This window comes from Thermosulfurimonas dismutans, assembly GCF_001652585.1.
In the GTDB taxonomy this organism is placed as follows: domain Bacteria; phylum Desulfobacterota; class Thermodesulfobacteria; order Thermodesulfobacteriales; family Thermodesulfobacteriaceae; genus Thermosulfurimonas; species Thermosulfurimonas dismutans.
In genome coordinates, this window is record NZ_LWLG01000013.1 from 17,064 (window position 1) to 37,946 (window position 20,883).

The following is a 20,883-nucleotide window of genomic DNA, read 5'->3' on the forward strand; positions in this document are numbered from 1 at the left end:
ATTTTTATACAAATTGCGAAGTTCGTTCGATGTGGTTAGAATGCTTTCAAACCAGGAAGGAGGATTACGAGTATGCGGATAAAAGAAATCGCGGGAGGTCTTTTAGGAGCACTTTTGATATATCTGCTTCTAGCCGCTAAAAATCATACTGTCCTGGTAAGTCATGCCTACCTTTTAAGCCTGGTAACTTTTATTTACCTGGCCGCGGCGGCCGGATATCTCCTTCACTGGATCTTTAAGTGGGAGGGTATGGGGCTGGCTTCCTCAGCTATAGCCTGGGCCGGCATCCTTTTGCATACCGCAGGCTGGGGAATCCGCTGGTGGGAGTCTCATGAACTGGGTTATGGACACATTCCCCTCTCAAACCTCTATGAATCCTTGATCTTCTTTGCCTGGGCTGTCATGGCGGTTTATCTCTTTCTCGAGCTCAAGCTCCGGCGTAAAGCCTTGGGGGCCTTTGTAGCTCCGGTAGCCTCCCTCATTATGGCCTACGCCTCCTTTGGAACCAGCACCGAGATCGAACCTCTGGTCCCCGCCTTACAGAGCAACTGGCTTACGGCCCACGTCATCACCTGTTTTCTGGGCTACGGGGCCTTTGCGGTGGCCTTCGGGTTGGGGTTGGTTTATCTTTTCCGTCCTCGGACGGTGGCCCCGAGCTCTATTTGGCAGTATCTCCCAGAACAAGAAACCCTGGATAACCTTATGTACAAGATCATACTCTTTGGATTCTTCTGGCTCACGGTAGGTATCATTACCGGAGCAGTCTGGGCGGATCAGGCCTGGGGTTCCTACTGGAGTTGGGACCCGAAGGAGACCTGGTCCCTCATTACCTGGTTCATTTACGCCGCGGCCATCCACGCCCGCATCACCCGGGGCTGGACCGGCAAACGCATGGCCTTCCTTTCAGTAGTGGGCTTCGGGGCCGTGCTATTTACCTATTTCGGAGTAAACTTCTGGCTCTCGGGGCTTCACAGCTACGCCAGTTCCTAAGTGGATCTTAAAGAACTCATAGCTACAGCCCCGGATTCCAAGGCCGCCGAAAGGTATCTAGAGGCCTTAAAGGAGACCTATGGGGAGTCTACGTTCAGAAAACTACTGTCTTCCCCGAACCTCAAGGAGCTCATCCGAGTTTTGGGATTCTCGCCCTATGCGGCGAGCGTTCTCATCCGTAACACGGAGGCCTTACAACCTTTCTTGGAAAAAGAGCCTCTAAGGCCTCCAAACCCAAAAGGCCTTTTAAAAGAGTTAAATCTCGCTCTCCAAAAAGACAGAGATTTTCGAAACGCGGCCCTGATTTTAAGGGCGGTCAAACAAAGGGAAGTCCTAAAGATTTTAGCTTTGGATCTTTCAGGAGAATCTTTCACTAGAACGGTGAGACGTCTCACCCATCTGGCCGAAGTCCTGGTAAGAGCTGGGCTCTCTTTTTGTGTCAAACTTTTCGGAGTTCCCGAAAGAGACATCCTGGTGCTGGCCTTCGGGAAATTCGGCGGACGGGAACTGAATTACGCTTCCGACATTGATTTGGCTTACTTCCACGTTCCAGGAGTCGAAAAGGTCCGGGTCATAAAACTCCTGGAGACCTTTACCCGTCTGATGGATGGCCTTTTTGAGGGCGAAAGGGTATGGCGGGTAGATTTGCGGTTAAGACCGGGAGGTAAGGAAGGAGAGATCAGTTTAAGCCTGCCGGCAGCCCGGGAATATTATCTCTATCATATCCATCCTTTTGAACGCCTGGCCCTCATTCGGGCTCGCCCCGTGGCCGGGAATATTCCCCTTGGCTACGCCCTTTTGCGAAGCCTTCGTCCGGTAGTTTTTCCCCAGTACCTAGATTACTCCTATCTGGAACACGTTCGTGACCTCAAGGAACGCATCCGTAAGGAAACCGTCCGACGGGGAATTGAGGACGACCTCAAGATCGGAAAGGGCGGCATCAGAGAGGTGGAATTCCTGGTTCAGGCCTTACAGAGCATTTATGGCGGTAAACATCCTGGTCTGAGGGGGCGTGGAGTAATCCCAAACCTCAGGAGACTCGCCCGTCTGAACGTTATTCCCGCCTCCGAAGCCCGAGAACTGGAAGAAGCCTATGTCTTTCTCCGCATGGTAGAACATCGCATCCAGAGTCGCTATTTTCAGCAAACTGCCCGGCTTCCTAGAGAACCCTTGGCCATAACCGTCATTGCTCGCAGTCTGAGGTTCGAAAATTCGGAAAGTTTTCTGAATCATCTCGAGACCACTCGGAAAAGGGTCTCCTCCAAATTTGAGGCCTTTCTTTCCCCGGCTTGTCCAAAAGAAAAATCAGAATTGGTAAAACGGTTAGAAGAAAGCCTGCTCTCCGATGAGCCCTTAAAGGAAACTTCTCAATGCACCGGGGTTCCAGAAAACCTTCTTGAAGACCTCCGGAGCCTTATTAAGGCGAAAGGCCCTCTCTCTACCAAAAAAACCGCCCTTCTAAAGGATCTTCTTCCGCAGATTTTAGACACTTTGCTCGGGCTTCCAGAAAAAGACAAAGCCCTCTCTCGCCTCATCACCTTCTTCGAAAGACTGGGAGGTCGACTTTCCCTCCTGCAGGCCTTCAAGGAAAAACCCTCGATGCTGGATCGTTTGATAAAACTAATCTCCATTTCTGAATTCTTGTGGCGTCTTCTGGAAGCTCATCCCGAACTTGCAGAAACGTTGTTTGAACCCCAAATTGAGCCCCAAGAGGATCTTTTCCTAAGAAGGCTGAATCACCTTCCTTACGACGAAGCCCTTTCTACCTTGCGAACTCTAAAAAACGAGCTCCTGGTCGAGACCGCTTTACTTGATCTTGAGGGCCGGATACCCATAGAAACCGTCCTCTCAAGGCTTACCGTCACCGCAGAACTTTTCGTCCATTTTACCCACCAGATCACTTTACACAGGCTATCCGAGGAATGGGGGCGAAGCTTCCCTGGAGCATTTGCCATTTTCGGACTGGGCAAGCTCGGGGCCCGGGAGATGGGTTACCGTTCGGACCTAGACCTAGTATTCGTCTATGAAGGGCCTCCAGAAGCCACCGCCCTTTCCGCCAAACTGGCCCAGCGTTTCCTCTCCTACCTTTCGCTAAGACTTCCCGGAGGAGAGGGTTATCCCGTAGATGCTCGTCTGCGTCCCGAAGGACGCAAGGGCCCCCTTACAGTGCCTCTTTCGGGATTTCTCCACTACTACCGAGAGGAAGCCGACCTGTGGGAACTCGTGGCAGCCACCCGTCTCCGTTTCCTCTGCGGAGATACCGCTTTAGGGAAAAAAGTCACGAGTGAGGTCCGAAAAATTATCGCCCGCAAGGCCATTGATCATCAATTTCTGCAAGAGCTCTACCGAATGCGGCTCTATATGGAAAAAGAAAGAGGGCGAGAGGATAGTGAACACCTAAACCCTAAACTGGGCTACGGTGGCCTTGCAGATCTCGAATTTCTGGCTGCCATCCAGGCCATACAGCTCCTAAAAGAGCAACCCGAACTCGAAGAAACTAATACCCTTGCGATCCTTCAAACCATGTCGGAAAACCGGGTACTGGTCCAAAATTATCTCTTCTTGCGAGAGGTGGAACAAAAGCTTATTCTTCTCTACGACCCCAAAGAGGAGGATCCATGCTATCCGAAAAAACTTCTTGGGTCTTTAGAACCCTGGTTGGGTAAAGAGGTAAGGGAACGGTACGAAAATGTCGTCCGGGAAAATCGAAAAATCTTTGAAGCCTACTTCCATAGAAGAAATACCTGAAGATTTTCGGCTTAAGGCCTATCATTATGATCTTCCCGAGGAACTCATCGCCTACTATCCCTCTCCCAAGCGGGAGGAGTCTCGCCTGCTGGTCTTACATCGGCAGAGTAAAAAAATAGAACATCGCAAGCGTTTTAGTGAAATCGTAGAATATTTACGCCCAGGAGATCTACTGGTCCTAAACGACACTAGGGTCTTTCCGGCGAGGCTTCTCGGAAGGAAGGAAAGCGGTGGACGGGTGGAGATCCTTTTGTTGAGGCTGCCCGAGGCCGGAAAACCGGTCCCCGCCCTTTACCGGGGTAAAAAACTCTTTCCGGGCTACCGTGTAATCTTTTCCGAAAGGCTTTCCGGAAGGGTTCTTTCCAAGGACCCGGACGGTAAAATCGAAATCCTCCTTGAAGGCCCGGACGACCTCCTTTCGGCCCTAAAGGAAGTGGGTAAAGTCCCCCTGCCTCCTTATATCAAGCGGGACCCACAAGCCGAAGACCTTTTCCGTTACCAGACGGTCTATGCCCGCAAGAACGGCTCGGTGGCGGCTCCCACGGCTGGCTTCCATTTCTCTGAAGCCCTGCTTGCAAAGCTTGAGGCCCAGGGTGTACGTCTGGCCTTCATCACCCTGCATGTGGGTTACGGAACCTTTTCCCCGGTCAAGACCCCGGACATACGGGATCACCGTATTCATGAGGAATACGTGGAGATTCCCGAAGAAACCGTAATAGCGGTGGAGGAAACCAAGAAACATGGTAGACGGGTGATCGCAGTGGGCACCACCACGGTAAGGGCTTTAGAGTGGGGAGCCCTTTCAGGAAAACTCGAACCCCGTTCCGGTTGGTGCGATCTCTACATTTACCCTGGTTTTGAGTTCCGGGTGATCTCGTCCATGGTGACCAATTTCCATCTACCGGGCTCAAGTCTTCTCATCCTGGTTTCGGCCTTTGCCGGCCGCAAGCTAATTCTTTCGGCCTACCAAGAGGCCATCCGGCGACGTTATCGCTTTTTCTCTTACGGTGACGCCATGTTTATTCTGTGAAATGTGGTATAAATTACCACGTGACCATTCGCGAAAGTCTTGAAAAACTTGAGGAAGAAATCCTTTCCCCGTGGGCAGCCAAAGCCCATCATTCCAAGGGTCGTCTAGTCTCCGAACCCGAGTGTCCTCTCCGGACCTGTTTTCAGCGAGACCGAGATCGCATCATCCACAGCAAGGCCTTCCGACGTCTCAAACACAAGACCCAAGTCTTCTTGGCTCCCACCGGGGACCACTACCGCACCCGTCTCACCCACACCCTGGAGGTAGCCCAAATCGCACGCACCATCGCTCGGGCCTTGCGCCTCAACGAGGATCTCACCGAGGCCATTGCCCTGGGACACGATTTGGGACATACGCCTTTCGGCCACGCCGGCGAAGAGGTCCTAAACGAACTGGTGCCGGGCGGCTTTCGGCACTATGAACAGAGCCTACGCGTGGTAGATTTCCTTGAGAAAGAAGGCCGAGGCCTCAACCTCACCTTCGAGGTTCGGGATGGCATCCTGAAACACTCCAAAGGTCTTGGGCCCATTCTCACCCCGGATGAGGATGGGCCGGCCACCCTTGAGGGTGAAGTGGTACGGCTGGCGGACATCATCGCTTACGTAAATCACGATCTGGACGACGCCCTCAGGGCGGGTCTCATCCGTGAGAAGGATATCCCGGAAAACTGTCTCCGGATACTAGGCCGACGCCATGCCGAGCGCATCAATACCATGGTGAGCGATGTGATAAGGGAAACCCTGGCAGCCGAAGACCGAACTCTGCATCTTTCGGCACCGGTTCTAAAGGCCCTGGAAGATCTACGGAGCTTTCTCTTCGAAAAGGTCTATCGCTCGCCGGCTGTCAGACGGGAATTCGAAAAGGCTCGAAGGATATTGACCGACCTTTTCGAATATTATCTCCAACAGGAAACGGTATGGGAAAAAGAGATGTCCTGCTATGAGGAAGGCACTCCCAAGGAACGGATAGTGTGCGATTTCATCGCGGGGATGACCGACCGTTACGCCTTGTACCTTTACGAAAAACTTTTTATACCCAAACCCTTTGCCGGAGGTCTGTGATGTTCAAACTGGGGTGGTTTTCCACGGGAAGGGACGAGGCTGCAAGGTTGCTCCTGCAAACGGTCTTCGATCGTATAGCCGAGGGCTTTATTCCGGCCAAAATGGCCTATGTCTTTGTAAGCCGCAGACCCGGAGAAAGTGCTGAATCGGATCTCTTTTTTAAACTCTGTGAGGACCTAGGACTCCAAACCATTTATCTCTCGGCCAGAGAATTCAAGCCCGACTTGAGGATCCAAGATCGTGAGGCCTGGCGCAACGAATATCATCGTATGGTTCTCGACAAGCTACCGGAAGAGGTAGACCTGGTCGTCCTTGCGGGGTACATGTGGGTGGTATCCGAAGAAATGTGCCGTGAGCTTCCGATGTTAAACCTTCACCCGGCGCTTCCCGGAGGGCCCAAGGGCACCTGGCAGGAGGTCATCTGGCAGCTAATCTCGGCCCGCGCCGCCGAAACCGGCGTCATGATGCATCGGGTAACCCCAGTGCTTGACGAAGGCCCGGCGGCTACCTTTTGCCGTTTCTCCATCCGCACAGATTCCTTCCGCTCTCTTTGGGAAGCCTGCGAAAAAAAACTACTCAAACACGGACTGTCAGCTATCCTTCAAACGGAAGGGGAAAACGAACCCCTTTTCCGCAAGATCCGGGAAGAAGGGGTCAAACGGGAATTACCCCTCATAGTCTATACTCTCAAGGCCTTTGCCGAAGGAGAGATTGACTGGCAAGCCCCTGAACTACCGCTTGATCTTTCCCTCCGTATCGAAAAACATCTCGAAACCGGGAGCTGGGCGTGATTTTAGGACACGGGGGAGAGATCTACCACCTGGCCCGCAAACTTGGGCTCAAGCCCGGAGAAATATCCGATTTTAGCAGCAACGTGAGTCCTCTTCCGCCTCCGGAAGGTCTGTACGAAATCCTGAGGGCCAAACTTCACGAGATAGAGAGTCTGCCCGAGGTGGATAGTTTTTCCTTGCGCAAGGCCCTAGCGGAAAGATTCGGGCTCTCTCCGGAAAGTTTCTTTCCTTCCTCCGGGACCACGGAATGGATCTTCGCCCTGCCCTCAATCATAAAACCCGACCGGGTAGTCATCTTGGGGCCCACCTATGCCGATTACGAAGACGCCGCCCGAAGGGCCGGCCTTCCAGTAATCTACGTCCTGGCCGAGGAGAATACGGAATTCGAACCCCCTCTTTCCAAACTATCGGAAACCATCAAGCCGGGGGATCTAGTCTTCATTTGCAACCCTAACAACCCCACCGGACGATTCATCCCCCGAAAGAAACTTTTGGATCTCATTGCCGCCCATCCCAAAACTCATTTCGTAGTAGACGAGTCCTATCTCCCCTTCGTTGCCGGGGACCAAGAAAGTCTGCTGACGGCTCGCCCTTTTCCCGAACACGTAATGGTATTCTTCTCGTTCTCTAAGATCTATCGCATTCCGGGCCTAAGATTGGGGCTGCTGGCCACAGGCGAAAAGTGGAAGGAGAAGGTTTCTGAAAAGGAAACGCCCTGGGCGGTGAATCGCCTGGCCCAAATAGCCGGTGAGTTCCTCCTTAAACAGAAAGCTTACGAAAACAAAGTTCGGGCCTTCGTGAAAGAGGAGGCCCGGAAGTTGGTTTTAGAACTACAGGCCTTGGGCTTCCATCCGTTTCCCTCTCAAGTACACTTCTTGCTCCTCAGAGTTCCAGGAGGTCTCTCTGGACGCAGATTGAAGGACAAACTACTTCATGGACACCATATTCTCATCCGTGCCTGTTACAACTTCTATGGTCTTGACGATGGCTTCATAAGGATCGCTTTGAAGGACACCAAAGAAAATCAGAAATTGCTTCAAGCCTTAGCTGACACCCTCAGGGATCTTTCTTGAGAAACTCAAGCACCTCTGGAGGAGCTTGGGCCTTGGCAGCTTCCTTGTAAAGGCCCTTTTTGAGACGGTATTCCAATTCGGCAAGCTCCTTTTCCAATTCCTGGTTTATACGTCGAAGCCGCTTGTATTCCGCCCACCGGCGAATAATAGGCCCTTCTCCAAGTTTCAAACCGTATTTGGTTCTGGTTCCCCGTCTGGCCTGATAGGCCCCACCGTGAAGGGCTCGCATGACCTGTTTATTCTCCTCAATCTGGGCCTTGAGCTTTCTTATACGGTTTATTAGTCTCTCCTTTTCTTTCATGTACCAAGCCAGATCCCGCCCCAAGACGTCGGTTTTGCGGGTAGGTCGGGTCCGAAGGGGACGAACTGAAGAAGGAGGCTTCGACGGAGTGGGAGGAGGAGGAGGAGGAGGAGAAATTCCGTTTGGCCCCCTAAAGGGAAGGGGTTTAGCCCGTGAACGGTAGCGAGAAGGAATCTCGTCCGGGAATTGGGTGAAATGAAGCACCCCTTTATCATCTACCCATTGATAGATAACCCCGATGTCCTCTTCGGCCACCATCATCCCGGAGGCTGAATAAGTAGACGCCCCCACGGTAAGATAAGCCCTCAAGGTATTAAGCCTTTTGGAACCGATACCCTTGACCTTTAAAAGTTCTTCTACTGAGTGGAAGGAACCATGTTCCCGGCGGTATGCCACGATCCGGCGGGCTAGCGCTGGCCCGATCCCCGGAAGACTCTCCAGCTCCTCCACCGTGGCCGTGTTTAGGTTTAGGGATTGTGCATAAAGAGGAAGCGCAACCAGAAAACAGGCCCAAAAGACCAAAATCCGAAATCCGAAAAGTCTGATCTCCAAAACCGCTCTCCCCTCTTAAAGTTATTCATAGCTGGGGAGGCGGGGAAAGTAAAGGACCAAAAATAAAAAAAGGGGCGGGTTTGCCCCGCCCCCCTTTGCATTCAGTGGATCGCGGGAGCAGTTTAGAAGGAATAGGTCACACCCACGGAGATCCGATACATATCATCGGCATCGCTATCCACATAGCCGTTGCCGTCCTTATCCGCCCAGGCATCCAGACCATCCCCAGCCCAGAGATAACCGGCAGCCACATCCAGAGTGAGATCTTTGTAGAGCTCGTACTTGGCATAGACGTCGAGCTCCCAACCGATATCGTCGTCATTCTTAACATTACCGGCTTCATCAACCCAGTAGGCGTCCTCGTCAAACTTCATGTAGTTCACGGCCGCAGCCAGGGCGAGCCTCGGCGTGGCCTGATAGTCCACCCGCAGGCGATACATCTGGAACCCGAGGTTGTTGAGATAAGGGTGCCGGGACACCACATAGCCGTCGTCGAAAGCGGCGTCCTCAAAAAGGACCACACTTCCAAAGGTGTGAGTGTCGATGGCGTTAAAGTTCTCCACGTCGCCATCATAGGGGTCGTCATCACCCGTGGCCCACCACCAGAGGAAGGAGGCCTTGATCTGCTCGTTCACCCGGTAGCCCAACTCGGCATAAAGCAGATAGGCATCGTGATCCATGTTATCGTCCATGCCGGCAGGAACATTCCCATGAAGATCAAAATCACCACCCTCATAAATGAACCCGGTATTCAAACTCCAGAGACCGCTAGCCAGATCCAAATCCAGGCCCAAATACCAAGGCTGATTGTCGGAGGAAAGACCGTTGTAATAATAGTTGTAGCTGCGGGTCTGGTCGTTGAGATAGATGAAGTAACCCAGAACTTTAGCCTTATCGAGACCGCTCATCTTGGTAGCATCGTAACCCAACACGATGGCGTAGGCATCGGCGTCGTTATTATCGCTCTTGTCATTATTGCTGCCCCACTTATCTCGGGCCCTGACCCAGACCAGGGCGTAGTCAAGGTTTCCGAAGCCAAGATCGGTGTTGCCGTAAAGGGCAATACCCGGGGCGGTCTCGTTCCAGAGGAAACGGTTCACATAATAAGGAGCCAATCCCACCTTAGCCCGCACATTCTCGAACCAGGGCAGGGCGAAGTCCAGGTAAAGCATCCGAGACTCAATGTTAGTGGACTCGTTATGGAGATCCAACTGATCATTTTCTCCAAAACGGGCCGAACCCACCTCCATGGCCCACACGCCCTTGATCTTGCCGTCGTCGCTGCTCGCCACGGCCCAGAGCCGGAACTGAAGCGAGGCCCAGGTATCATCTAGATCCTTTCCGTTAAACTCGTCCACCGTGATGCCCGCATCATGGGCATCTCCCAAAGCCGCCCTATTAGTGGAAGCAAACCAGGCCCTCTTCCCACCGATAGTGTCCCAATCGGTCATAAGGAATCCCATCATGGCATTGGAGTTCCAGGTCTCTAGATCATCAAAGTTCGTTAAAATCCCCGCATTGTTGGTAGTCTGAACCTTAACCCCAAACTCACCATGAAACTCAAGGCTAGCCGCTTGCGCCAAACCAACCAAACCCAAACTTAAAACAAACACCAAAAACAAACCCCACACCTTCCTCATCGTTTTACCTCCCTAAGCAAATTTTAACATTATTTTATCAGATTATTAAAACTAAGCCCATACAAAATCAAGCCCATACTCCCCCAAAAAAATTAAGGCGACTCCCAACACCAAGGAGTCGCCTTTTTGAGCCAGACCAAAAGACTACACACAACCAGTAGGCTTGGGGAGACCCGCCATCTTACAGGCACCTTTACCCGGACCGGAGGGGAAAAGCTCGTAGATCTTCTTGAGGGGATAACCGGTAACCTTAGAGAGGATCCGCACCATGGGAGCCACGCCGTTCTTCTTGAAATAATCCTGAAGCACCTTGATCACCTTCCAGTGCTCATCGGTAAGCTCCTGAATACCCTCTTGCTCCTTTACGTACTCAACCCACTCCATGCACCAAGCATCCATACCTCCCTGGAGAAACCCGTCTTCGTCAACTTCGAAGGTCTTTCCTTTGTACTCGACTGTAGGCATGACTACCTCCTCCTTTCCTGAATTCTTTGCACGGCAAGTTAATTACTATCTCTCATTCGAATTGTCAAGAAGAATTAAGGGAAGTAAAGGCCAATGAGTCCGGTCAAAATTAAAAATGCCTGCCTTTTGAGCCTCTTCGATAGCCTTCTGCCACTCTCTTTCAAAAAGAGGCCTATCAAGAGGAGGGTGGCGGTAAGCCTCACCTTCGGGATGGTAGTGACCCATAAGGTTTACCGTAATATACGGTGAGATCTCCTGAACCAGAAAACGCATTACTTCCGCAGTCCCGGAAAGCCCTTCCGGCAAAACTAAATGTCTAACCAAAAGTCCACTTCTAGCCTTCCCCCTTTCATCAAGCTGGAGATTTCCCACTTGGCGGTGCATTTCCTTGATGGCCTTGCGGGCCACCTCTGGATAGTCCTTGGCCCCAAGGAACCGTTCGGCTACCTCTGGATTCCAAACCTTGAAGTCCGGAAGATAAATGTCCACCACCCCTGAGAGGGCCTTCAGAACCTCTACCCTCTCGTAGCCCCCGGTATTATAGATCACCGGAAGGTCAAAACCTTCGAACAAAGCCCTCTCCAGGGCCTCCAAAATGACCGGGATCTGAGGGGTGGGGGTTATAAGGTTGAGGTTCTCGCATCCTTGGGCCTTTAGCTCAAGGAAAATCTTCGCAAGCTCCTCCACGGTGACCTCACGTCCCCGTCCTTCGCGACTTATCTCCCAAGTCTGGCAAAAGACGCAGAAGAGGTTACAACCCGTAAAAAAGACCGCTCCGGAACCCCCTTCGCCCACCAGACAGGCTTCCTCGCCGAAATGGGGCTCGTAACCGGAGACCACGGGCCCGGCCGGAAGACCGCATTTCCCCCTCTCCCCAGCGGAACGATCGACTCCACAGCACCAGGGACAAAGCTTACAGTCGGATAGGGCTTCCCGGAGGGCCCCAAGGGCTTTCCTTACCGCAGAAAGTTTCTTATCAGTCTCCGGTCTCAAGATCCTTCACCATGGCCACTTCGTCGCATTCCGGAAACTTGGGGCATCGGATGCAGTCCGCCCAGACCTTGTGTGGCAGTTCGGATTTCTCGATCAATTTGAAGCCTAGCTTTTCAAAGAAATCCGGGGCCACCGTAAGCACGAATACCCGGGAAAGACCTAGATCCCTAGCTTCGGAAAGACAAGCCTTTACCAACTCCGCCCCGATACCCGTACCCTGAAACTCTTCACTTACCACCAACGAACGGATCTCTCCCAAATCCTCCCAGGAAATATGCAGGGCACAGGCCCCGGCAATGAGATCCTTTTCCGGGACTTCGTAAACGAAAAATTCCCTCACGGCCTCATAAAGTTCTCCAAGAGGCCGAGGAATTACCTGGCCAGTTTTGGCAAAATGAGAAACCAGACGATGGATGTCCTTTACGTCCCTGAGACGGGCTTTCCTTATCACGGATACCTAATCCACGCGTTTAATGTAGGCCTGTTTGATAAGCTTTTTTTGCTTGAGATAAGTATAGGCCTCTTTGGCCTCCGAAAGGCTCCTAAACTTCCCCACATACACCCGATACCAAATCCCCTTTCGCGGAAGCTCGACCTTCACCACCTGCGAGAAATACCCACGATCCCTGAAAAATCGGGCATAACGCTCGGCTTCCAGGGAATCCTTAAAAGAGGCCACTTGAAGGGTATAGTAAGGTTCGGAGGAGAGCTTTTTTTGAGAAGGGGAAGCCGATTTGGTTGGGGATGGGACCTTGACCTCTGGTTCGGATTTCGAACTCGTAACGGTTCGAGTCTCCGAAGAGGCCCCTTTAGGAGATTCTGGCCCGGAAAGGTTGGCTGAAGACGAACCGGAAGGCCTCGTAGTTTCCTCCGCCCCCATCACCTTGGGAGGCTGAACTTCTTCGGCTGAGGGGAGTTCTTCGGGCACCTTTTCCTTGAGGGTCTTCTCCGCCACCGGCGAGGGACCTTTGCCCACCATCTTTTGCCCAAACCAGACCCCGAGGATAAACATCCAGAGAAAGAGACAGATCAAAAGCACAAATACGAAAGTTAAGCCTAGAAACCCCAGTTCTATACGAAATCTCTTGGCCATGGCTTACATCCTTTCCGGGGCCGAGACCCCGAGAAGATTCAGGCCGGTCTTGAGGACCTGTTTCACCGCCCGAGCCAGGGCCAGTCTGGCCCGAGAAAGTTCCTCGTCCTCGGAAAGAAAGCGGTGTTTGGTGTAGTAATCGTGGAAGGCCGTGGCCAAATCCAGAAGGAAATAAGTCAGACGGTGGGGCTCAAGACTCCTTGCGGAATCCTCCACCACCTGCGGAAAGGCATCCAAGAGCTTAAAGAGCTTGAAATCCTCCGGGGTATCTAGGCGAGTGTAATCCGCATCTCCAAAAGTCTCGAGTTTCAGACCAGCCTCTTCGGTCTTGCGGAAGACACTGCTCAGGCGCGCATGGGCATATTGCACGTAGTAAACGGGATTCTCCTGGCTCTGACGCTTGGCAAGCTCCACATCGAACTCCAGAGGAGCGTCACACTTTCGGGTCAGAAAGGTGAAACGCACGGCGTCCCGGCCCACCTCGTCCATAAGCTCCCGCAGAGTTACAAATTCTCCAGCCCGGGTGGACATACTCTTGAGCTTTCCTCCCTCGATGAGATTAACCATTTGAATAAGGAGGACCTGCAACCTTTCAGGATCGATCTCCAGAGCGGAAAGTACGGCCTTTAACCGGGGCACATAACCGTGATGGTCGGCCCCCCAGACATCCACTACGAGGTCAAATCCCCGTTTCAGAAACTTTTCCCGATGGTAGGCGATATCCGAGGCAAAATAGGTGGGCTCGCCATTTGAACGTCGGACCACCCGGTCCTTCTCATCGCCAAAGGCCGAAGCCCGGAACCAAAGGGCCCCTTCCTTTTCGTAAAGATGGCCAGCCTCGGAAAGGGCTCGCAAGGCCTCCTCCACCTCGCCCCGTTCGTAAAGCCCCCTCTCCGAATACCAGACATCGTAAGAAACTCCGAAATCAATGAGATCCTGTTTGATCTCTTCTAGAATCTCTCTGAGGGCAAAATCGCGAGCAATGGCTACGGCTTCTTCTTCTGGCAAGGTAAGTAAATTCGGCCTTTCCGCCAAAAGCTTACGGGCAAGGTCCTTGATATAGTCCCCTCGATAGTGATCCTCGGGAAAATCTATCTTTTCACCGGAAAGCTCCCGGGCCCTGAGCCACACGGAGCGCCCCAGGATCTCCATTTGCCGGCCGCGGTCGTTTACATAGTATTCCTTGACGACTTCGTAACCGGCAAAGGAAAGGATACGAGCCAAGGTGTCGCCTACAGCCGCTCCCCGGCCGTGACCGATATGGAGCGGACCGGTGGGATTGGCCGAAACAAATTCCACCTGAACCTTACGGCCACGGCCTAGTTCGCTGCGCCCATAGTCCTCGCCCCGAGAAAGGACTTCTTTTACTACCGACTGCCAATATCCCGGAGCCACAAAAAAGTTGATAAACCCCGGCCCGGCCACCTCCACCTTCGAAAAGAGGTCCGCGCGAGCGGAAAGCTTGCCCGCAAGCTCATCCGCAAGTTCGCGGGGAGGACGTTTGAGCCTTCCGGCCAGCACCAAGGCGGCATTGGTAGCGTAGTCGCCAAAGGCTTCCTCCCGAGGAGGTTCCACTTTGAAAGGAAGATCCTCCGGAAGATGTTTAAGTAGTTCCTCCCGAATCTTCTTTACGATCATCTTCACCCTCGTGTTTCAAAGTGACGTCGAGGCTAAAATCCGGGCACTTGATGGGTTTGGTATTATCAAAGGAAAAACGTTTTACACAATGCTCCCGCCAGGCGCAACGGGCACAAATAACTACCTCTTCCTCTTTTTTCACGCCTCCTCCTCCACTATCACCCGGTGTTTCAAGAAGTCTATCTCCCGAATCCGTCCTTTGATCTCCTTGGGGGGCTCAAAAAAAGCCCGAAGAACGACACCATCCGGCTTAACCTCCAAGGCCACCACATCCTTCATGATTTCTTCCTCTGTATCTCCCCGACGCACAAAAACCCGCGTCTGACACATAAGATCACCTCCTAGTTTCTATTCAAAACCTATACCTTAAAAATTGTTTTGTCCATCCGGCAGAAGAAAGGCTTTGAGGTCTTTGGACTCGCACGGAATAGACGGAAAATAGGACGGAAGAGGAGCAAAGAGAAAAAGAGGAAATCTTTTAATGGGGTGCATCAAGGCCAAAGCCAGGGCGTGAAGGAGAATGGCTTTACCGGAAAGCACTCGCCGACGGGAACCGTAGCGTCGATCCCCCATTACAGGATGGCCTATATGCGCAAGTTGGGCCCGAAGCTGGTGTTTCCTTCCGGTCTCCGGGAAAAGTAAAAGGGCTGTGCTTCCCTTAAAACGTCCCACCACCTTAAATCCGGTTACCGCTTTCCGAAAACCCTCACGAGGAGTTTCCGAGACCAGAGTTCTTCCTAGACGGGCATCCCATCGGAGATAAGCTTTCATAATTCCGGCTTCTTCAGACAGATGCCCTTCCACCACCGCCAGATAGGCCTTCCGTACCCCTCCTTCCCTGAAGACCTCGCTCAGTCGGGCCGCAGCCTTGGAAGTTTTGGCCAAAAGAACTACCCCTGAGGTTACCCGATCCAGCCGGTGAACCAGACCGAGATAAACCCCTCCAGGTTTCCGGTATTTCTCTTTCAAGTAAGCTTTGGCGGCCTCAAGAAGAGTAGGGTCTCCGGTACGGTCTCCCTGAATCAAAAGGCCGCCCGGCTTTTCTATAGCCAGGAGATGATTGTCCTCGTAAAGGATTTTCAAGCTCTCCTTGACACCCGCAGGCTTTTGTTCCATATTCATTTTCATGGAATTTTACCTGATCCTAGCAGCCATAATTGGCGTCTTGTTTGCGGCCTTTGCCATCCAGAACGCCTCGCCGGTAGCGGTCAAGTTTTTGGTCTGGCAGTTTGAGAGCTCTCTAGCGGTGGTCATCATTCTCTCGCTTCTGGCAGGCATGATCCTTATCTTTCTGATATCTCTCCCTGGAAGACTCAAACGCCGCAAAGAACTCTTTGACAAAAACCGGAAAATAAACGAACTAGAGAAACAGCTAAACGAGTTGAAACAGAAAATAGGCGGTTCGGAAAGCTCCTCGTCATGACTGCTTTTATAACCGTAAAACCGGATTATGCCTATGCCGAAAAACTAGAACTCTTAAAGGGCCTCTATCACTTTATAGAAAACGAGGCCAAGAACTTCGGATTCGTATGTAGCCCGGGATGTAACTCCTGCTGCACCACTTACCTTTGGACCACCTCCCTCGAGGCCCGGTATCTCAAAGAAGTTTTGACTCCGGAACTTGAAGCCCGATTGCTGGCCCTTAAAGAATACCCCCGTCCTGGGAGCACACCCAACACCATGGCTTTCCTTCTCATGCAGGGGAAAAACCCCCCCGAAGATCAGATGGCCAACCTCGGGCCCTGCCCTCTTCTCTCTTCCGAGAACCTTTGTCTGGCCTATGAAAGGCGGCCCCTAACCTGCCGGGTAATGTTTTCCAAAACGAAATGCGAACTCTCAGGAGAAGCCATAATGCCCCCGGAATTTCTCGGGCTCTCAAGCCTCCTCTTTCAACTCATTGAAGAACTGGATGTAGGCGGAGTTTATGGGCATCTCATAGATCAGATAAAATTTCTGAGGGATCTTGAAGCCGGCGCGCAAGAAGTACCGGAATGGCTTCTAGGGAACCGCGAGGCCCCTGATCTGGCCTACTCCCCAGAAGAAGAATACCTGCGAAAGGCCCTCTCCAGGCTTTATCGCCTGAAGTTGCCTTCGGGGAAAACTTTCAAGGAACACCTCGACGAGATCAAGGAAGGTTTCGGACAAAGAGAAGCCCTTTCGTTCTTGGATGAGATCCTCTAAACCGCTTGTTCTCCTACTTTTGCGACACGAGGAAACTGAAAATCCCAGAGGGATTCTCTATGGCCAAACGGATGTCCCACTGAGCCCCGTTGGGCGCAAAAAAACTGAAGAACTGGTAGAAAAACTCTCACGTTTTCAAATAAAGGCCGTTTACGGAAGCGATCTCTCCCGCTCAAGTTACGGAGCCAAACTCCTTGCCGAAAGGTCTGGCGTGCCTCTAACTCTAACCCCTCTTTTAAGGGAGATCGATTTCGGAAAGTGGACCGGTCTCACTTTCAAGGAACTCTTGAAGATCCCGGAATTCCGGGAGCGATTGGAGCATCCCGAAAAAATAAAACCCCCCGGAGGAGAAAGTCTAAAGGATCTTTCCGAACGGGCTCTACGGGTAGTATCCGAGATTAAATATCACTTCCCGGAAGGACTGGTGGTTATCTTCTCACACGGAGGCCTCAACCGTGTCTTGATAGCCCGTCTCCTGGATATCCCTCTTAATCGCTTTTTTGCCCTGGAACAACGTCCCGGGGCCATAAATCTCCTGGTCTTCTTCCCGGACTCCCCTCCCCTATTGGCCCTTTTCAACGCTCCGCCAGAGATAGACCTCCGGCCTTACCTTGAGTATTATGGAATATAGTGAGAAAAGTAATCGAGGGATTAAAGGAAGCTGCCGGTATTTTTAAAGGTGAACGCCCGGTTTTCATAAACCGGGCGTTCCGTAAGCTTTTCGCTCTCAAAGAAGGAAGTGACTTCTCCCTTTCGGAGCTCTTCTTTCCGCTTCCGAACGATCCTGGGTTATTCGAGGCCCAGAGGTTAAAACCCCTTGAACCGGTCATTAATCTTTCTGGGCTTCTGCTTCCCTTTGGGAAAGACCAAAACTTGGTTATCCTCTGGGAAAAAGAAGAAGGAGCCTGGTTACGAGAAGAAAGGCTGGCCGCCATGGGCAAACTGGCCGGAGAAATCGCTCACGAGATAAACAATCCCTTGGGAGGTATCCTTCTCTATAGCAATCTCCTTAAAGAAGATCTGCCACCGGAAAGCCCCCTTCACACTCACGTGGAAAAGATCATCAAGCTGGCCACCCGCTGTCGCATAATTGCCAAAGCCCTCCTCAATTTTGGACGTCCAGAGGACGTTCACAAGGAGCCTCTAAATCTAAATTCTCTCCTGAAAGAAATGTATGAGCTGGTCTCAGACTATAGAATCCTTCGCCGTGTAAAACCCTATTGGCAACTCCAACCAGATCTCCCTCCCGTGGAAGCCGTAAGACCCCAACTAGAGCAGGTAGTTCTAAACCTTATCATCAATGCCGGGGAAGCCATGGAAGGTCAAGGTGAGATCCATTTTAAGACCGGCCAAACGGAAACCGAGGTCTTCTTCGAGATTCGCGATACCGGTCCGGGGATACCGGAAGATCTCCTCCCCCTTATCTTCGAACCCTTTTTCACCACCAAAAAGAGCGGAAAGGGCACAGGGCTTGGGCTTTCCATATGTCACGGTATAGTTAGACAACATGGGGGCCGAATAGAGGTAAGAAACGTCAAACCCCAGGGGGCAGCTTTTAGGGTGTTTTTACCTCTGAAGACCTATGAAGACTAAAGCTCGGATCCTCATTGTAGATGACGACCCTGGAATTAGAGATGCCTGTTTTCAGGTGTTAAGCCGTGAAGGCTACGAGATAGAACTGGCCGGTACTGCGGAAGAGGCTCGCAAGCTTATCTCGGACTTTGAGTTCGATGTTGTCCTCCTGGATCTAAAGCTCCCAGGTGTGGAAGGATTAGAACTCCTAAAAGAAATCAGAGAAGAAGATCCCCAGGCCCAAGTCATTGTCATCACGGCTTATGGGACGGTACAGGTAGCAGTTTCGGCCATGAAATTGGGGGCCACCGACTTCTTGCAGAAACCCTTCAGCCCTCAGGAATTAAGGCTGGCCGTAGAAAAGGCCCTAGAGAAACGACGGTTGACTCTTGAAAACCTCTACCTCAAACGCACTCTAGCCGAAAAGGAAGGCACTATCGAATTCATAGGTCAGAGTCCGGCTATAAAGCGCGTCCTTGAGAGAGCGGCGCTTGCGGCCCAAACCGATTCCACCGTACTCCTCACTGGAGAATCCGGAACCGGCAAAGGCCTCTTGGCTCGGAAGATCCATGAAATGAGTCCCCGACGGGAAGGCCCCTTTGTAGCCGTAGACTGCGGCACCCTAGTACCTACCCTTTTCGAATCCGAGCTCTTCGGACACGTAAAGGGCGCTTTTACCGGAGCTACCTCTCACAAGATCGGAAAGTTCGAGTTGGCAAACAATGGTACCATCTTTTTCGATGAAATTGGCAATATATCGCCTGATATTCAGGCCAAACTCCTTAAGGCCGTTGAAGAAAAGGAAATCTCGCCGGTAGGCAGTCATCGTCTGATAAGAGTGGATGTAAGAATCATAGCCGCCACCAATAAAAATCTGAAGGAAGAGGTCCGTAAAGGAAATTTTCGCGAAGACCTTTTTTTCCGTTTAAACGTAATTTCCATCCAGCTACCACCCTTGAGGGAAAGAAGAGAAGATATTCCCCTGCTAGCCGAATATTTCCTTAAACGGTATGCGAGAAAACATGGCAAACCGGTAGAAGCTCTGTCCCCAGAAGTCATTGAAGCCTTTCAAAGCTACACCTGGCCGGGTAACGTGCGAGAACTCGAAAATACCATCGAAAGACTGGTAGTATTCGCTCGCAAGGATATCATTACCCCGGAAGACCTTTATTTTGCTGGTTTCGAGAGTGAAAAATTAGAATTCAAGCTAGAGGATGATCTACCGCTTGAAGAAGTAGAAAAACGTTATATCCTCAAGGTGCTTCGAAGCTGTGGTGGCAACAAGACCCTAGCTGCCAAACGACTGGGCATCGATCGCAAGACCTTGAGGGAAAAATTAAAACGCTGGGGAATTTCAAAATAAAGGATACCAGAACACCTTGAGTCGAAACCTTCCCCCTTCCTTCCCAATAGCAAACAAGCCATGAAACAATGAAAATTCAAATTCCGAAGGTGATCGGCGCAGAGATAACAAAAATGCTATTTCTTGTACGCTTTTAGAAGGTCCAGCCTCATAACGATAAAGCCCCCATAAAAGTTTGAAGTACCGTTTTCCATCGGGAAACCGGTAATATTCAAGCAACTTTAGAAAAGGACCCCAATTTCTTTCAACACCTTCATCATAGAAAGGCAATATGGCCGGAAAGTAAAAAAGACTTTCTCCCTCGGAGCTCCTATATCGTACAAACAAAGGCCAGAAACGAATAAAACTTTCTTTCTCCTCTCCCTCCCGATAAACCTTACGATATCTCGATAGGAGGAGAATCCTGGCGGAGGTTTCCTCTTCCTTCCCCCTCACAAGATGTTCTCCCTGGAAAATAGGCCAAAGAACAAAGTTACTCTCTTTATCCGAAGTCTTGCGGTATCCGAAAAGGGGAAAGATTCGGAATCCTTCTTTATCTTCGCCTTTCTGAATCTGAAAAATGGGCCAGGGAAGATCCCACTGTTTAAATCGCTGGTCAGTGGTCTCCAAATGCTGAAAGAAAGGCCAGAAATAGATAGTTTTGCGATAACGAGGTCCTTCCTCTCTTACCCACAAAGGGAAAAACATCCTCTTGCGGGCCGGAGGACCATCATCGTAATACCTTTCTTCCGAGATAAAAAATGGCCAGAGGAAAAAAGAACGCCGAAATTGGCCCTTCCTTTCGCGATAACCCCATATAGGCCAGACTTTGAACCCCGAGAGTTCTGGACCACGGCTGTAGTTAAAGATGGGCCAGAGAATATTGGTGGATCGATTGGAACCCTCTCTGGCCTGGGAGTAGATCGGCCATAGTACGAATCTGATCTCGTCGTATCCGAAACGTTCCTTCATGCGGCCGTAAATAGGAAAGAGCCCCCAGTACTTCTCCCCGCTCTCAGTCCTTCCCCAGAAAACCGGAAAATAGGTGTGGTGGGCCCCCGAAGTTTTCTCTCCCTCTACCCAGTCGTAAGAAAATAGAGGGACCAAACGAAACCTTCGGAAATCTTTCTCTTTATGATAATGCCCGAGAGGAGAGAGAAAATAGAGATCCTCGGTTTTTTCCTCTTTGTTGGTGACCTCCGTAAAGATGGGTCTTAAAGAGAAAGAATCCTCTTTGGTGTTACGATAACGATAAATAAAAGGCCCCAAGAGCTCAAGACGGGACCTTTCCTTTTCTTTGGCATAGAAAAGAAGGGGCCAGAGATTGATACGAAAACTATCTCCCCAACCGAGGCCCGGAAGCAGAAGACAGAGCAAAAGGCCCACAAAAACCGATCTCTTCATCTTGTCCAA

22 protein-coding genes are annotated in these 20,883 nt (G+C 51.4%); 11 read left to right on the top strand and 11 right to left on the bottom strand.

All coding sequences use genetic code 11. The annotated features are described in order from the left end of the window. Positions 1 to 72 precede the first annotated feature (72 nt). The 6 genes from ccsB to TDIS_RS08055 are packed head-to-tail and all read left to right on the top strand — an operon-like array spanning position 73 to position 7,693. The gene (gene ccsB, locus TDIS_RS08030; protein ID WP_084271026.1) at positions 73 to 990 is read left to right on the top strand and encodes a c-type cytochrome biogenesis protein CcsB; all 918 of its coding nucleotides are present in this window, start codon (positions 73 to 75) and stop codon (positions 988 to 990) included. Further along, positions 991 to 3,738 carry a [protein-PII] uridylyltransferase family protein gene (locus TDIS_RS08035; RefSeq protein ID WP_068671120.1) on the top strand — a complete coding sequence of 916 codons (2,748 nt, stop codon included), beginning with the start codon at positions 991 to 993 and terminating at the stop codon, positions 3,736 to 3,738. It abuts the gene before it with no gap. Further along, positions 3,680 to 4,768 carry a tRNA preQ1(34) S-adenosylmethionine ribosyltransferase-isomerase QueA gene (queA, locus tag TDIS_RS08040; protein WP_084271027.1) on the top strand — a complete coding sequence of 363 codons (1,089 nt, stop codon included), beginning with the start codon at positions 3,680 to 3,682 and terminating at the stop codon, positions 4,766 to 4,768. Before TDIS_RS08035 ends, queA begins: the two co-directional genes overlap by 59 nt. Continuing rightward, entirely contained in the window at positions 4,765 to 5,829 is a 1,065-nt protein-coding gene (locus TDIS_RS08045; RefSeq protein WP_244147503.1) for a deoxyguanosinetriphosphate triphosphohydrolase, read from the top strand. Before queA ends, TDIS_RS08045 begins: the two co-directional genes overlap by 4 nt. Beyond that, on the top strand, positions 5,829 to 6,620 hold the full coding sequence (purN, locus tag TDIS_RS08050) for a phosphoribosylglycinamide formyltransferase (protein ID WP_068671124.1): 792 nt from the start codon (positions 5,829 to 5,831) through the stop codon (positions 6,618 to 6,620). Before TDIS_RS08045 ends, purN begins: the two co-directional genes overlap by 1 nt. Beyond that, positions 6,617 to 7,693 carry a pyridoxal phosphate-dependent aminotransferase gene (locus TDIS_RS08055; protein ID WP_068671126.1) on the top strand — a complete coding sequence of 359 codons (1,077 nt, stop codon included), beginning with the start codon at positions 6,617 to 6,619 and terminating at the stop codon, positions 7,691 to 7,693. The genes purN and TDIS_RS08055 overlap by 4 nt, the downstream gene beginning before the upstream one ends. Here the strand turns inward: TDIS_RS08055 and TDIS_RS08060 are convergent. The 10 genes from TDIS_RS08060 to TDIS_RS08100 form a co-directional block, all read right to left on the bottom strand. Further along, positions 7,677 to 8,546 carry a helix-hairpin-helix domain-containing protein gene (locus TDIS_RS08060; RefSeq protein WP_068671128.1) on the bottom strand — a complete coding sequence of 290 codons (870 nt, stop codon included), beginning with the start codon at positions 8,544 to 8,546 and terminating at the stop codon, positions 7,677 to 7,679. The genes TDIS_RS08055 and TDIS_RS08060 overlap by 17 nt on opposite strands. A 122-nt stretch (positions 8,547 to 8,668) precedes the next feature. Next, positions 8,669 to 10,186: an alginate export family protein gene (locus tag TDIS_RS08065; protein ID WP_068671130.1), complete on the bottom strand. Its 1,518-nt coding sequence runs from the start codon at positions 10,184 to 10,186 to the stop codon at positions 8,669 to 8,671. Positions 10,187 to 10,330: 144 nt separating this feature from the next. Next, positions 10,331 to 10,651, bottom strand: coding sequence for a TusE/DsrC/DsvC family sulfur relay protein (locus TDIS_RS08070; RefSeq protein ID WP_068671132.1), 321 nt, complete (start codon positions 10,649 to 10,651; stop codon positions 10,331 to 10,333). Between the two features lie 45 nt (positions 10,652 to 10,696). Further along, a complete protein-coding gene (locus TDIS_RS08075; protein WP_068671134.1) occupies positions 10,697 to 11,644 on the bottom strand; it encodes a radical SAM protein in 948 nt (315 codons plus the stop codon). Then, entirely contained in the window at positions 11,628 to 12,095 is a 468-nt protein-coding gene (locus TDIS_RS08080; protein WP_068671135.1) for an N-acetyltransferase, read from the bottom strand. The genes TDIS_RS08075 and TDIS_RS08080 overlap by 17 nt, the downstream gene beginning before the upstream one ends. A 6-nt stretch (positions 12,096 to 12,101) precedes the next feature. After that, on the bottom strand, positions 12,102 to 12,737 hold the full coding sequence (locus TDIS_RS08085; RefSeq protein ID WP_068671137.1) for an SPOR domain-containing protein: 636 nt from the start codon (positions 12,735 to 12,737) through the stop codon (positions 12,102 to 12,104). A 3-nt stretch (positions 12,738 to 12,740) separates the two neighbouring features. Next, positions 12,741 to 14,375 (bottom strand): arginine--tRNA ligase, encoded by a 1,635-nt coding sequence (gene argS, locus TDIS_RS08090; RefSeq protein WP_068671139.1) that lies wholly within the window; start codon positions 14,373 to 14,375, stop codon positions 12,741 to 12,743. After that, positions 14,341 to 14,517: a hypothetical protein gene (locus TDIS_RS11255; RefSeq protein WP_153303809.1), complete on the bottom strand. Its 177-nt coding sequence runs from the start codon at positions 14,515 to 14,517 to the stop codon at positions 14,341 to 14,343. Before TDIS_RS11255 ends, argS begins: the two co-directional genes overlap by 35 nt. Beyond that, positions 14,514 to 14,705, bottom strand: coding sequence for a CooT family nickel-binding protein (locus TDIS_RS08095; RefSeq protein WP_068671141.1), 192 nt, complete (start codon positions 14,703 to 14,705; stop codon positions 14,514 to 14,516). Before TDIS_RS08095 ends, TDIS_RS11255 begins: the two co-directional genes overlap by 4 nt. A 36-nt stretch (positions 14,706 to 14,741) precedes the next feature. Beyond that, on the bottom strand, positions 14,742 to 15,503 hold the full coding sequence (locus TDIS_RS08100) for an RluA family pseudouridine synthase (RefSeq protein WP_084271030.1): 762 nt from the start codon (positions 15,501 to 15,503) through the stop codon (positions 14,742 to 14,744). Between TDIS_RS08100 and TDIS_RS08105 the strand changes: the two genes are divergently transcribed. Genes TDIS_RS08105 through TDIS_RS08125 form a run of 5 tightly spaced genes read left to right on the top strand, consistent with a single transcriptional unit; the run spans position 15,502 to position 19,491 of the window. Next, the gene (locus tag TDIS_RS08105; protein WP_068671224.1) at positions 15,502 to 15,798 is read left to right on the top strand and encodes a LapA family protein; all 297 of its coding nucleotides are present in this window, start codon (positions 15,502 to 15,504) and stop codon (positions 15,796 to 15,798) included. The two genes, TDIS_RS08100 and TDIS_RS08105, sit on opposite strands and share 2 nt — an antisense overlap. Beyond that, positions 15,795 to 16,556, top strand: coding sequence for a YkgJ family cysteine cluster protein (locus TDIS_RS08110; RefSeq protein ID WP_068671146.1), 762 nt, complete (start codon positions 15,795 to 15,797; stop codon positions 16,554 to 16,556). Before TDIS_RS08105 ends, TDIS_RS08110 begins: the two co-directional genes overlap by 4 nt. After that, positions 16,543 to 17,187, top strand: a complete 645-nt coding sequence (locus tag TDIS_RS08115; protein ID WP_068671148.1) for a histidine phosphatase family protein — start codon at positions 16,543 to 16,545, stop codon at positions 17,185 to 17,187. Before TDIS_RS08110 ends, TDIS_RS08115 begins: the two co-directional genes overlap by 14 nt. Then, positions 17,187 to 18,149: a sensor histidine kinase gene (locus TDIS_RS08120; RefSeq protein WP_068671150.1), complete on the top strand. Its 963-nt coding sequence runs from the start codon at positions 17,187 to 17,189 to the stop codon at positions 18,147 to 18,149. The genes TDIS_RS08115 and TDIS_RS08120 overlap by 1 nt, the downstream gene beginning before the upstream one ends. Further along, positions 18,139 to 19,491 carry a sigma-54-dependent transcriptional regulator gene (locus TDIS_RS08125; protein WP_068671152.1) on the top strand — a complete coding sequence of 451 codons (1,353 nt, stop codon included), beginning with the start codon at positions 18,139 to 18,141 and terminating at the stop codon, positions 19,489 to 19,491. Before TDIS_RS08120 ends, TDIS_RS08125 begins: the two co-directional genes overlap by 11 nt. Here TDIS_RS08125 and TDIS_RS08130 read toward each other — a convergent pair. Then, entirely contained in the window at positions 19,483 to 20,874 is a 1,392-nt protein-coding gene (locus TDIS_RS08130) for a hypothetical protein (RefSeq protein WP_068671154.1), read from the bottom strand. The two genes, TDIS_RS08125 and TDIS_RS08130, sit on opposite strands and share 9 nt — an antisense overlap. Positions 20,875 to 20,883 lie beyond the last annotated feature (9 nt).